The organism is Dechloromonas hortensis, from assembly GCF_009469765.1.
In the GTDB taxonomy this organism is placed as follows: Bacteria; Pseudomonadota; Gammaproteobacteria; order Burkholderiales; family Rhodocyclaceae; genus Azonexus; species Azonexus hortensis.
This window is the reverse complement of record NZ_SSSQ01000007.1, coordinates 76,217-88,695: the sequence shown is the minus strand read 5'-3', so window position 1 is coordinate 88,695 and position 12,479 is coordinate 76,217. Positions and strand designations below refer to the sequence as shown.

The following is a 12,479-nucleotide window of genomic DNA, read 5'->3' as shown; positions in this document are numbered from 1 at the left end:
CTATTTGGCCAGTCGCTCGTAGAGCTTGACCGTCGTATCGACGTGGCGCAGCAGGCGTTCGCCTTCGGCCAGCGCGGCCAGCGCATGCCGGCTTTTGCTGGCATGCTGCAGACTCGGTAGCAGCACGCTTTCAAACCTTTGCCACTGCTCGGTGACCTCGCTTAGTTGCGCCACCAGTTCCGGCACACCGACACCGCTCCGCTTCAATTCCGCCAGATTGCTCTCGAATTCGCAGCAGGATGCGCCGAGACGCTGCAGCGTCGCCTCGTCGCTCAACCCCCATTCGCGAAACAGGAACAGTTTGCCGATTCGTTGCGACAGCATGCGATTGCGGCCGGCAATATTGACGTAGTGCGCCGCCGGCAGGGCGACGTGCACTGCCGCCTGGCGGGCCAACAGGTCGATCGCCTCGAGCATTTCCTCGCTCAGTTCAAGCACTGCCGACGCATTCTCCAGAGCCGGCTCGACCTCGCTCAGCGCCGCCCAGTAGCGCGGCCAGATCGCCTGCACCGCCTGTAGCTGCTCGGCCAAGTCGCCCGGCAAACCCAGACTCTCCAGGCGCGCCAGCGTCCGCTCCATCTGCGCATGGAGCTGGCGCAGCCTGACCGCCGCCTTGGCCGGGCTGATGTTCTGGCCGATCAACGCCCAGGCAGCCGCCATGCGCTGCGACAACAGGCGCGGCCGACCGCAGAGATTGATCAGGACGCCAGGTGACAAGGATTTGGCCAGACCCGCCGCGGCCTTTTTCGACTTCCGGGAAAAATTCACCCGCTGCTTGGTATTGCCGACTTCCGTATTCAACAGCGCGGCATTCTGGATATGGACGTTGCGCCCGTCGACGACGATGACGCCGCTCTCGCTCAGTAGGCGCAGACTGCGCGACAGGCTCTCCGGCGTCATGCCGATGCGGGCTGCAATGATTTTCTTGCTGGTCTTCAGCGTCACCGTGGTTTCGCCGGCCAGGCCGGGATGGCCGCCGGCCAGTTCGATCAGATAGTCGAGCAGGCGCTGGGTGCCGGTCAAACCGTAGTGATAACCGGTGACATCGAATTCGACGGCACATTGCCGCTCGGCCATCGCCTGGATGATTCGCCAACTCAGGTCGAGATCCTGGCGGACGATGGCGCGCAGCTTGTGGATGTCGATGGCGACGACGATGCACGGCGTGATCGTCTTGCCGGAGGAAGCGTAGCGGCTGGCGCTGAAGGCCTCCCCGAGGCCGAGCAGTTGCTGCGACTGGGCCAGTTCGATGACCTTCTTGGTCTCGCCGGCCAGGATCGTCGACCGTTTCAGCGTACCGCTGACCAATACGTAGGCTTCGCGGACCGGGTCACCGGCTTCGAACAGCACGCTCTGCGCCGGTACTTCCAGCAGGCGGCTGGCGCGGCTCAGTTCATCGAGCAGCTTCGGCGCCAGGCCGGCAAACAGCGGGCTGTGCGACAACAACTCGCGCTGCGCCCAGTTGGGCTTTCTTAACGGGACGTTCACTTTCGCACAACCTCGCGACACTTCGGGCAAAACCACATGCTAAGCAATAAAAGAAGGGGGCAGAACCCCCTTCTTTTTGCCTAAGCACCCGGACGGGGCTTAGTAGACGTCGTGCTGCGTGTTGAAAACGTTGAACTTGCCGGTCGGCGTGACCAGCTTCGGATCGCGGATGACGGCCTTCAGCTTGCGCGTCTTGTCATCGACGACGACGATGGCCGACTCCTGGTCCTTGCCGTTCCACACCGAGAACCAGACTTCGTCACCGGCCTTGTTGTACTCCGGCTGGACGACGCGTTTCGGCCCGGCCTTGATGCCGGACCATTCGCCGATCGGGATCAGCTCGCTGCCCTTCTCCAGGTTGTTGATGTCCCAGACGGCAACCGATTGGCTGACACCCGGTTCCGGATTGAGCGTCGTATCGACCCACAGGTTCTTCGACTTCGGATGCGTTTTCAGGAACAGCGAACCGCCGCCCAGGCCCTTCAGCGTGCGCACAACCTTCCAGGCATTGTCCGGGTGCTTCTTCGGATCGGTGCCGATCAGCGAAATGCTCTCGTCGCCGAGGTGGCCGGTCGCCCAGACCGGGCCGAACTTGGGATCGACAAAGTTGGCGCCACGCCCCGGGTGCGGCGTCTTGCCGACATCGACCAACTTGGTCAGCTTGCCGTCCTTGGTGTCGATGACGGCAATCTTGTTCGAGGCATTGGCCGCATCCATGAAATAGCGATGCGACGATTCGAAACCACCGTCATGCAGGAAGGGGGCCGCCTCGATCATCTTGATCTTCAGGTTGCTCAGGTCGCGATAGTCGACCGAATAGACCATGCCGGTTTCCTTCACATTGACGAAGAATTCCGGGTTGAAGTGCGAGGAAACGATGGCCGCGACGCGCGGTTCCGGATGGTAATCCTGCGTGCCGACAGTCATGCCGCGGGTCGACACGATCTTGCGCGGCTTCAGCGTGTCGCCGTCCATGATCACGAACTGCGGCGGCCAGTAGGTGCCTGCGATCGCGTACTTGTCCTCGTAACCCTTGGCCTTCGAGCTTTCGACCGAACGCGCTTCCATGCCGACCTTGATTTCGGCGACGGTGTCCGGCTTTTCCATCCACAAGTCGATCAGGTTGATCTTGGCATCGCGGCCGATCACGAACAGGTAGCGACCCGAGGCCGACATCCGCGAAATATGCACGGCGTAACCGGTGTTCAGGATGCTGACGATCTTCTTGCTGTCGCCGTCGATCAGCGCAATCTCGCCGGCATCGCGCAGCGTCACCGAGAACAGGTTCTCCAGGTTGAGATTGTTCATTTTCTTCTTCGGACGCTGGTCGACCGGCACGATCACCTTCCACGACGCTTCCATTTCCTTCAGGCCGTACTCCGGCGGCGCCGGCGGCGTCTGCTGGATGTAGCGGGCCATCAGGTCGACTTCATCGTCGCTCAGCACGCCGGAGGTACCCCAGTTCGGCATGCCGCCGGCCGAGCCGTACTTGATGAAGACCTTCAGGTAATCGAGGCCCTTGTCGAGCGTGATGTCCGGGGTCAGCGCCTTGCCGGTCGCCCCCTTGCGCAGCACGCCGTGACAGCCGGCGCAGCGCTCGAAGAAGATGCGCTTGGCCTTGTCGAACTCGGCCTCGGTCATCTTCGGGGCCAGCGGGTTGATGTCCTGGTGCATCTTGACGTTGGCCAGCGGTGAACCGCCGGCCGTCTGATAGTCGCGCATCGTGCCATCGCTGTGCGCGGCCGGCGCCTGGGCAAAAGCCAGCTGGCAAAGCACGGCCAGTGCCGGTAGCGCCGCCAGGCGGTAACGCTTGAAATTCCTTGAAATCATGAGTCCCTTATCCTCTCTGAAAATTGATACGGCGGCGCACTTTCGCAAGCGGGGGGATTTGCGCTTTGATCGAAATCAAGCATGAGAAGGAGCGAGAAGCCAGGCGGCTTGGGCGTCGGCGCGAACTTGACCAGCGACAAGAAAGCCATTTGGCGTAACAAATATCGTCATCAAAACGTGACAGCACAGGCGCGGCGAACGATAGCCAAAAATGATATGCCGTATTTGTTCAATCAATTTGAACAATCGTCGACCGCTCTCTAGACTGCAGTCATCAGGTCAGGACGACCTGCCTTAAACCAGGAGGCCACCATGATTTCGCGTTTCATAGATCGCTGGTTCGACGAGCTTGCGCCATGGGAAGCTTATGTCGACATCCTGGCTACGCTGCCGGACAACTTCTGAACTCAGGCACCATCATCCAGGAGTCGCGATGGGCAAGAAATGCTGCCACAGCAAACCGCCGTGCAAGAACTGTCCGAAACGCCGCAAGAAGGCGAACGGCCCGCTCGAACGCGGTACCGCTCTGGGCTACTTGGTGCCGCTGACCGACATTTCCATCAAGGGCCAGCGCGGCTGCACGGAAAAGACGCCGGCTTCCTTGGCCGGCGTCCCGGCCTGCAAGCGCAGGCAACCGGCGAGGGCGATCATCGCGCCGTTGTCGGTACAGAACTCCAGCTCCGGGTAGTAAACGCGGAAACGTTTGCGTTTTGCCTCGAGATCGAGGGTCGACCGCAGCTGTTTGTTGGCGCCCACCCCGCCGGCCACCACCAGTTGCTGCAGGCCGGTCTGCTTCATCGCCTTCAGCGCCTTTTTCAGCAGGACATCGACCATCGCCTCCTGGAAGGCGCGGGCCGCATTGGCCTTGAATTCGTCGGTCATGGCGTCGGCATGCTCGCGGACCAGCGTCAGCACCGCCGTCTTCAGACCGGAAAAACTGAAGTTGAGGTCGCCGGAATGCAGCATCGGCCGCGGTAGTTCGTACACCCCAGGGGTGCCCGCTTCGGCCAGCTTCGACAGCAAGGCGCCGCCCGGATAAGGCAGGCCGAGCAGCTTGGCGCTCTTGTCGAACGCCTCGCCGGCCGCGTCGTCCAGCGTTTCGCCGAGCAGTTCGTATTCGCCGACGCCGGTCACCTTCATCAATTGCGTATGGCCGCCGGAAACCAGCAGCGCGACGAACGGGAAGGTCGGCGGGTCGCGCGACAGCAGCGGCGACAGCAGATGCCCTTCGAGGTGGTGTACCGGAATGGTCGGCTTGTCGATGGCCAGGGCTAGCGCCTCGGCAAAGGCACAGCCGACCAGCAGCGCGCCGGACAAACCCGGACCGCGCGTGTAGGCGACGGCATCGACGTCGTCAAGCGACTTGCCGGACTGCCCCAGCGCCTCGCGCAACAGCGGCACGACCCGCCGGATATGGTCGCGGGAAGCCAGTTCCGGGACGACGCCGCCGTACTCGGCGTGCATCGCGACCTGGGAGTGGAGAGCGTGCGACAAAAGCCCGGCTTCGCTGTCGTAGAGCGCAATGCCGGTTTCGTCGCAGGAAGATTCGATACCAAGGATCAGCATGGATCGCATTTTAACACTTGAGGCAAAAAGGTTTTTTGCAATATACTGTTCGGCTCTCCGCAAACATGCGGACAAAAATTTTGCGCGCACTGCCTTTTACTTGACCTGGCAGGCGCCTTACGGAAGGGGGTGATTTATATGCCGAACATTCGTGTCAAGGAAAATGAGCCGTTCGAAGTTGCTATCCGCCGCTTCAAGCGCACGGTTGAAAAGACTGGTCTCCTGACCGAGCTGCGTGCCCGTGAGTTTTACGAAAAGCCCACGACCGAACGCAAGCGCAAGGCTGCCGCTGCCGTCAAACGCCAGCACAAGCGCCTCCGTAGCCTGACCCTGCCGCCGAAACTGTACTAATCCAGTACATTTCGCCGCACAAAAGAGCCGCCAGCCTTCAACAGCCGGCGGCTTTTTTCTTTGAATTTTCGAAAAGAACGTCCATGAGCCTCAAAGCACGCATCACCGAAGACATGAAAACGGCCATGAAGGCCAAGGAAGCCGGCAAGCTGGCCGCCATTCGCCTGCTGCTCGCTGCCGTCAAGCAGAAGGAAGTCGATGAGCGCGTCGAACTCGACGATGCCGCCGTCGGCGCCGTCATCGAAAAGCTGGTCAAGCAGCGCAAGGACAGCGTCACCCAATACGAAGCCGCCAACCGCCAGGACCTGGCCGACGTCGAGAAGGCCGAAATCGCCATCCTCGCCGCCTACCTGCCGGAAAAAATGGGCAATGACGAAATCGCCGCTGCCGTTGCCGCCGCGGTCGCCGAAACCGGCGCCAAGGGCCCTGCCGACATGGGCAAGCTGATGGCCGTCCTCAAGCCGGCGCTGGCCGGCAAGGCCGACATGGCGGAAGTCTCCAAGCTGGTCAAGGCAGCGCTTGCCGGTTAACCCATGAAGACATTGCGAGACGCGAAGACAAGCCGCAGACAGTGCGTTAGCACGGCAAGGCGCAGTCGACAAAGTATCGCAATGGCGGCCAGATGATTCCGGATTCGTTCATCCAGGATTTGCTAGCCCGGGTCGATATCGTCGACCTGGTGGACGGCTACGTGCCGCTGAAGAAGGCCGGCGCCAACTACGCCGCCTGCTGCCCCTTCCATAACGAGAAGTCGCCGTCCTTCACGGTCAGCCCGACCAAGCAGTTCTACCACTGCTTCGGCTGCGGCGCCCATGGCACGGCGATCAGCTTCGTCATGGAATATCAGGGCCTGGGTTTTGTCGATGCCGTCAAGGACTTGGCCACTCGCGCCGGCATGCAAGTGCCGGAAAGCGAAGGGCGCAGCTTCAACGATGAAAAACAGGGCCAGACGCGAACACTGATCGAAGTCATGGCGCGCGCCGCGCAGTACTACAAGGACCAGCTGAAGCGTTCACCGAAGGCCATCGAGTATTGCAAGAAGCGTGGCCTCTCCGGCGAAATCGCCGCCCGCTACGGCATGGGTTATGCGCCGGAGGGCTGGCAGAACCTGCAGGAAGTCTTTCCGAATTACAACGCCGACGAACTGAAGGCCGCCGGCCTGGTCATCGAAAACGAGGCCGGCCGCCGCTACGACCGCTTCCGCGACCGGCTGATGATCCCGATCATCAACCCGAAAGGCGACATCATCGCCTTCGGCGGCCGGATCATCGACCAGGGCGAGCCGAAATACCTGAATTCGCCGGAAACGCCGCTGTTCGAAAAAGGCCGCGAATTGTTCGGTCTACCGCAGGCCCGCCAGGCCTTGCGCGAAACCGACACCGCCATCGTCACTGAAGGCTACATGGACGTCATCGCGCTGGCCCAGAACGGGGTCGGCAACGCCGTCGCGACGCTCGGCACGGCGACCACGGCGACCCACGTCACCAAACTGCTGCGCCAGGTCGACCGCGTCGTCTTCTGCTTCGACGGCGACAACGCCGGCCGCAAGGCCGCCTGGCGCGCCCTGGAAAATTCGCTGGAAGCGCTGGCCGACAACAAGCGACTCGCCTTCATCTTCCTGCCACAGGAACACGACCCCGACAGTTACATCCGCGAATTCGGCAAGGAACAGTTCGATCGCCAAGTCACCCAGGCCATGCCGCTGTCCGATTTCCTGCTGCGCGAACTGGCCCAGCGCTGCGACCTGACCAGCTCGGAAGGCAAGGCGCAACTGATCTACGAAGCCAAGCCGCTGCTACTCAAACTGCCGACGCCGCTGTTGCGCCTGCAACTGGTCAAGCGCCTGGCCGAAGCCAGCGGTTTCGTGCAAAGCGAAGTCGAACGCCTGTGCGAACTGAAATCCTACGCCCCGGCCGCCCCGCCCAAAGCCAAGCGCACGGCACCATCGCTGACCCGCAACCTGCTGCGCATCGTGCTGCACAAACCGAAACTGGCCGCCCAGCTACCGATCGACCTGCTGCCCGACACGCCGGAACGCCCGGCCTTGATCCGCCTGCACGACCTGGTCGTCGGCGCCAGCCAGGAAGCCAGCAGTTACGCCGCGCTGCGCGAACAACTGCGCGGCCTGCCGGAAGAAGGCATCATCGAAAACGCCGCCTCGGAACTTCTCGCCCTGCCGTTTGACGAAGAAGGGGCTGAGGCCGAGTTTCGCGACACGCTGGAAAAACTGCAGGAAGGCGGCCAGAAGAGAGCCTTCGCCGAACTACAGGCCAAGGCACAACAATTTGGCGTCGCCGGACTGAGCGCCGCCGAAAAGCAGGCCTACATACAGCTGCTCACCAACCGGGGAAACCGAAGCTAAGTTATGGTAGAATTTGAGGTTTTCCGCAATTCAAGGGATCGTGTTCATGGCCAAGGCAAAAGATACTGCTAAGGAAGCCCCCAAGGCTCGCACCAGCAAAGCCAAGGAGAAGGCTGCCGAAAAGGCGCTGCTCGAAGGCGCAATAGCAGAAACTCCGGAACCGCTTGACGCCGAAGCGCGCAAGACACGCCTGAAAGCCCTGATCAAGCTCGGCAAGGAACGCGGTTACCTGACCTACGCCGAAATCAACGACCACCTGCCGGACGACGTGGTCGATGCGGAAAGTATCGAAGCGATCATTTCAACCTTCAGCGAAATGAGCATCCAGGTCTTCGACGAAGCCCCGGCCGCCGAAGATCTGCTGATGTCCGACACTGCCGCAGCCGCGACCGACGACGAAGAAGTCGAAGCGCAGGCCGAACAGGCGCTGTCCACCGTCGACTCCGAATTCGGCCGCACCACCGACCCGGTCCGCATGTACATGCGCGAAATGGGCACGGTTGAACTGCTGACCCGCGAAGGCGAAATCGAGATCGCCAAGCGTATCGAAGAAGGCCTCAAACACATGGTCCAGGCGATTTCCGCCTGTCCGACCACGATCGACGACATCCTCGAAATGGCGACCAAGGTCGAAAACGAGGAAATGCGCATCGACGAACTGGTCGATGGCCTGATCGACCCGAACGCCGTTGAACAGGCGCCGGCCGCCGAACTGCCGGAAGAAGCCGACGAAGACGAAGAAGCCGACGAAGCCGAAGAAGAGGAAGGCGGCCCCGGCGCCGTTTCCGCTTCCCTGCTGCAACTGAAGGCCGACGCGCTGGAGCGCTTCAAGACCATCCGCGCCCTGCACGTCAAAATGCAGAAGGCGCTCGGCAGCAAGGGCCCGCACGACAAGGCCTACCTCAAGATGCAGGCCGAGATTTCCGACGAACTGATGAACATCCGCTTCACCTCGCGCTCGATCGAGCGCCTGTGTGACAGCGTGCGCGGCATGGTCGATCAGGTGCGCGGTTGTGAACGCAAGATCCAGCAGATCTGCGTCGACCGCGTCAAGATGCCGCGCCCGCACTTCATCCAGTCCTTCCCGGGCAACGAAGTCAATCTCGACTGGGCCGACAGCGAAATCGCCGCCGCCCCCAAGACCTACGTCGCCATCCTGACCCGCAACGGCCCGGCTATCAAGGAAGAGCAGAAGAAGCTGCTCGCCCTGCAGGATCGCATCGGCATCTCGCTGAAGGACCTCAAGGACATCAACAAGCAGATGTCCACCGGCGAAGCCAAGGCCCGTCGCGCCAAGCGCGAAATGACCGAAGCCAACCTGCGCCTGGTCATCTCGATCGCCAAGAAATACACCAACCGCGGCCTGCAGTTCCTCGACCTGATCCAGGAAGGCAACATCGGCCTGATGAAGGCCGTGGACAAGTTCGAATACCGTCGCGGCTACAAATTCTCGACCTATGCCACGTGGTGGATCCGTCAGGCCATCACCCGCTCCATCGCCGACCAGGCACGGACCATCCGCATCCCGGTGCACATGATCGAAACGATCAACAAGATGAACCGGATCAGCCGCCAGATTCTGCAGGAAACCGGTGCCGAACCGGATCCGGCAACGCTGGCCAAGAAGATGGACATGCCGGAAGAGAAGATCCGCAAGATCATGAAGATTTCCAAGGAGCCGATCTCCATGGAAACCCCGATCGGCGACGACGACGACTCGCATCTGGGCGACTTCATCGAGGATTCCTCGACGCTGGCGCCGGCCGATGCGGCGATGTACTCCAGCCTGCGCGGCGTCACCAAGGAAATCCTCGACACGCTGACGACGCGGGAAGCCAAGGTCCTGCGCATGCGTTTTGGTATTGAAATGAACACCGATCACACGCTGGAAGAAGTCGGAAAGCAATTCGACGTCACCCGCGAACGCATCCGTCAGATCGAAGCGAAGGCGCTGCGCAAGCTGCGTCACCCGAGTCGTTCCGACAAATTGCGCAGTTTCATCGACACTAACGGTAATTAAGTTTTCCGGGCCTGTAGCTCAGTTGGTTAGAGCAGAGGACTCATAATCCTTTGGTCCACGGTTCAAGTCCGTGCGGGCCCACCAGTAAATCAAGCACTGCGGCCAATCCCCCGGGGTTGGCCTTTTGCTTTATTTCTTAATCTGAGCACTTCGAAACACTCTTCACCACTCGAGGTAGACAGTTCTAATTTGGCATCTTTATTAAAGGCTCTCGACATGCACACAGACTCCATCCTTTCGCACCTGAAAAAACACGGTCAATTGCTCGACGCGGATATCGCCAAGGGCACCGGCATTGACCTGACCGAGGTTCGCGCCTCGCTGCAGGAGCTATCCGCGCAAAAGGCCATCTCCATGTGCAGCATGACCACCTTCAAGAACGGCACCCCGATCGAAGGCATCTTCTGCCGCGTCGCGGGTTACATGCCTTCTGCCGCGCCAGGCCGCAAGCCAGGCGTCAAGAGCTAGGTCAAGGGGCCCTTCGGGGCCCTTTCTTTTGCCCGATCCCTGATGAGCATCGCCCTACCACTGCTCAACCGGCTGGCGAGCCTCTCGGAACAGGTCTGGTTCGTCGGCAATCGGCTGGCCGCCTACGCCCTGCTCAACCTGCTCGACGATCCCGCCCTGTTGGCCATCGCCTTCTGCTGACGCCCGACAAGGCCGGGCATTTGCGGCGCTATACTTAAGCAGGCAGCTGAAGGCGCCCGTTCTCCGTAGCGCCGATCACTGCCCGCATCAAACAGGGGAATCAGATGTTGCGAAAATGCCTCGCCGCCGGGGCGACCATCTTGCTGGGCCTGCTGGCTAGCGGTGTTGCCGCCGGTGCACCACTCAAAATACTCGGTTTTGACGACAGTTCATGCCAGGCCTGGTTCAAATCGAAGGACGATCCGGAACAGCGCAAGCAATACGTTGCCTGGGCGCGCGGCTTTCTCAGCGGCCACAACTATGCCAATCAATCCCAGCAGGTGACCGATTTGTCGAGCGGCACGGTCGAGCTTTACATCGAGCGTTTCTGTCGCGACAAACCGACAGCTCGCTTCATCGACGCGCCCTACCGGATGAGCGACCAGTACTCCGGTCGCGACGCCCCGATCAGCAAGTAAGGCAGCACCGCCCCGCCCCGGCTATTCGCAGACCCGGCCGCGCTGCAGCTTGACCTGCCCGCGCTTGATCTTGCTGTCGACGCGCTTGCGCTGCGAGTTGCGCGTCGGCTTGGTCGGCCGGCGCGGCGGCGCCACGAAGGCGGCGCTGGCAATCAGTTCGCGCAGGCGAACCAGGCCGTCTTCGCGATTCCGCTCCAGGCTGCGGTGCTTCTGCGCCTTGATGACGACGATGCCGTCGCTGCTGATGCGCTGGTCGCGCAGCGCCAGCAACTTGCCCTTGATCTCTTCCGGCAGGCTGGAGGCGGCGACATCGAAACGCAGATGTACCGCGTTCGAGACCTTGTTGATGTTCTGCCCGCCGGCGCCCTGAGCGCGGATGGCGATGAATTCGACTTCGTTTTCGTTGAGGACAAGGCCCGGCATGATGATTTCTTTCGCAGCCGGCGCTGGCCGGTCTATTTGGCTCGATCCAGCTGATCGTAAACGGCGGTGGCGACCTTGGCCAGTTCATTCTTGTCGATGCCGGCCGACAGCGCATAGCCGAACTTGCCTTCGACCCAGTAGAAGACATTGATCTGGCCTTCGCGGGCGAAACGGAAGCCGGTTTCCGCCTTGCCGCCGTTCTCGGTGCTCAGGTAGAGCGTCAGGCGCTGGCCGCTGGCGTCCTGATACATGAACTGAGCGACCGGCCCGCTGTTGCCGGGCAGCAGCCGACCGCCGACCAGCTCGTAGCCGACGGCGCCCAGCTTGGGCGGACTGACCGGTGTGCCGAGGCGCTTCGACAGCCACTTGACCAGTTGCTCCTCCTGATCAGCCGTCACTTCGACCGGGCGCCGGACGTCCGGACTGTAGACGACGTGGGCGACGGCCGCCTGATGCGGCAGCGGCGCCAGCCGGGCCAGCCGGTCGCTTGCCTGGTACTGGGCATGGCCGAGCCAGCCGGCGGCCCCGCCAAGCAGGGCGACCAGCACGCCGGCTGCCAGACGCTGCAGCGACCAGCGGCTGAAAAATGCCGCTGGCGGGCGGTCGACCGCCGGCCTCGCCGGCGCATCGGTCAGGCGGTGCAGATTTTCCGGAAGCGCCTCGTTGAGCACCGGATCGAACAGTGCCTTAATGGCCCGCTTCTGCGCCTGATAGGCGCGCAGCCGTTCGGCCTGGTCGGGATGCTCGGCCAGGTAGGCATCGATTTCATGCTGCCGGGGCGGCGCCAGCCGGGCATCGACCCAGGCCTGGAGATCGGTTTCGGACACTTGACTCATCGCACGACTCGCAAATTGGCGGCCGGCTGGCGACCTTCCATGATCTGGCGCAGCCGCTCGCGGCCACGCGACAGCCGGGACATCACGGTGCCCAGCGGAATTTCCAGCGCGGCAGCGACTTCGGCATAACTCATCTCTTCGACCGCGACGAGCAGCAGCACGGCGCGCTGTTCATCCGGCAACTGGCTCAACGCGGCTTCGAGATCAAGCAGTTCCAACTGGTCGCTCTGCATCGGCCGGATGGGTGCATCGTCGCCGGCGTCGTCCAGCGAATGCGTCGGCAGCGATGGCCGGCGCAACTGATCGACGTGCAGGTTGTGCATGATGCTGAACAGCCAGGCCCGCAAATCGCTGCCGACCCGCCACTGGGCCAGCCGGCACCAGGCCCGTTCGAGCGTGTCCTGCACGAGATCGTCCGCCGCTGCGCGGTCGCCGAGCATCGCCCGCGCGTAGCGGCGCAGGCGCGGTATTTCGGCGAGGATCGCGCGGCTATCCAC

Annotated in this window: 13 protein-coding genes and 1 tRNA gene; 8 read left to right on the top strand and 6 right to left on the bottom strand. The window is 62.0% G+C overall.

The window, feature by feature from the left end; translation table 11 throughout:
* The 3 genes from GH663_RS12610 to tsaD form a co-directional block, all read right to left on the bottom strand.
* The gene (locus tag GH663_RS12610) at positions 1 to 1,488 is read right to left on the bottom strand and encodes a type IV pili methyl-accepting chemotaxis transducer N-terminal domain-containing protein (RefSeq protein ID WP_153132099.1); all 1,488 of its coding nucleotides are present in this window, start codon (positions 1,486 to 1,488) and stop codon (positions 1 to 3) included.
* A gap of 99 nt (positions 1,489 to 1,587) precedes the next feature.
* Positions 1,588 to 3,318: a nitrite reductase gene (locus tag GH663_RS12605; protein WP_153132098.1), complete on the bottom strand. Its 1,731-nt coding sequence runs from the start codon at positions 3,316 to 3,318 to the stop codon at positions 1,588 to 1,590.
* A 531-nt stretch (positions 3,319 to 3,849) separates the two neighbouring features.
* Positions 3,850 to 4,884, bottom strand: coding sequence for a tRNA (adenosine(37)-N6)-threonylcarbamoyltransferase complex transferase subunit TsaD (gene tsaD / locus GH663_RS12600; protein WP_153132097.1), 1,035 nt, complete (start codon positions 4,882 to 4,884; stop codon positions 3,850 to 3,852).
* A gap of 138 nt (positions 4,885 to 5,022) precedes the next feature.
* Here tsaD and rpsU point away from each other — a divergent pair, with 138 nt between their 5' ends.
* The 8 genes from rpsU to GH663_RS12560 all read left to right on the top strand — a co-directional run bounded on the left by rpsU (position 5,023) and on the right by GH663_RS12560 (position 10,723).
* Positions 5,023 to 5,235: a 30S ribosomal protein S21 gene (rpsU, locus tag GH663_RS12595; RefSeq protein ID WP_011286295.1), complete on the top strand. Its 213-nt coding sequence runs from the start codon at positions 5,023 to 5,025 to the stop codon at positions 5,233 to 5,235.
* 83 nt (positions 5,236 to 5,318) lie between these two features.
* Positions 5,319 to 5,765, top strand: a complete 447-nt coding sequence (locus GH663_RS12590) for a GatB/YqeY domain-containing protein (RefSeq protein WP_153132096.1) — start codon at positions 5,319 to 5,321, stop codon at positions 5,763 to 5,765.
* Positions 5,766 to 5,857: 92 nt separating this feature from the next.
* The gene (gene dnaG, locus GH663_RS12585) at positions 5,858 to 7,597 is read left to right on the top strand and encodes a DNA primase (RefSeq protein WP_153132095.1); all 1,740 of its coding nucleotides are present in this window, start codon (positions 5,858 to 5,860) and stop codon (positions 7,595 to 7,597) included.
* 46 nt (positions 7,598 to 7,643) lie between these two features.
* The gene (gene rpoD / locus GH663_RS12580) at positions 7,644 to 9,617 is read left to right on the top strand and encodes an RNA polymerase sigma factor RpoD (protein ID WP_439329174.1); all 1,974 of its coding nucleotides are present in this window, start codon (positions 7,644 to 7,646) and stop codon (positions 9,615 to 9,617) included.
* A 7-nt stretch (positions 9,618 to 9,624) separates the two neighbouring features.
* Positions 9,625 to 9,701 (top strand) — tRNA-Ile (locus GH663_RS12575).
* Positions 9,702 to 9,833: 132 nt separating this feature from the next.
* On the top strand, positions 9,834 to 10,085 hold the full coding sequence (locus tag GH663_RS12570) for a transcription initiation factor IIE subunit alpha family protein (protein WP_066881002.1): 252 nt from the start codon (positions 9,834 to 9,836) through the stop codon (positions 10,083 to 10,085).
* Between the two features lie 42 nt (positions 10,086 to 10,127).
* A complete protein-coding gene (locus GH663_RS12565; RefSeq protein ID WP_153132093.1) occupies positions 10,128 to 10,265 on the top strand; it encodes a hypothetical protein in 138 nt (45 codons plus the stop codon).
* A 104-nt stretch (positions 10,266 to 10,369) separates the two neighbouring features.
* Positions 10,370 to 10,723 (top strand): hypothetical protein, encoded by a 354-nt coding sequence (locus GH663_RS12560; protein ID WP_153132092.1) that lies wholly within the window; start codon positions 10,370 to 10,372, stop codon positions 10,721 to 10,723.
* Positions 10,724 to 10,744: 21 nt separating this feature from the next.
* On the opposite strand, the gene arfB is transcribed toward GH663_RS12560, so the two are convergent.
* The 3 genes from arfB to GH663_RS12545 are packed head-to-tail and all read right to left on the bottom strand — an operon-like array spanning position 10,745 to position 12,479.
* Positions 10,745 to 11,146, bottom strand: a complete 402-nt coding sequence (gene arfB / locus GH663_RS12555) for an alternative ribosome rescue aminoacyl-tRNA hydrolase ArfB (protein ID WP_153132091.1) — start codon at positions 11,144 to 11,146, stop codon at positions 10,745 to 10,747.
* A 32-nt stretch (positions 11,147 to 11,178) separates the two neighbouring features.
* On the bottom strand, positions 11,179 to 11,982 hold the full coding sequence (locus GH663_RS12550) for an anti-sigma factor family protein (RefSeq protein WP_153132090.1): 804 nt from the start codon (positions 11,980 to 11,982) through the stop codon (positions 11,179 to 11,181).
* Positions 11,979 to 12,479, bottom strand: coding sequence for an RNA polymerase sigma factor (locus GH663_RS12545; protein WP_153132089.1), 501 nt, complete (start codon positions 12,477 to 12,479; stop codon positions 11,979 to 11,981). Before GH663_RS12545 ends, GH663_RS12550 begins: the two co-directional genes overlap by 4 nt.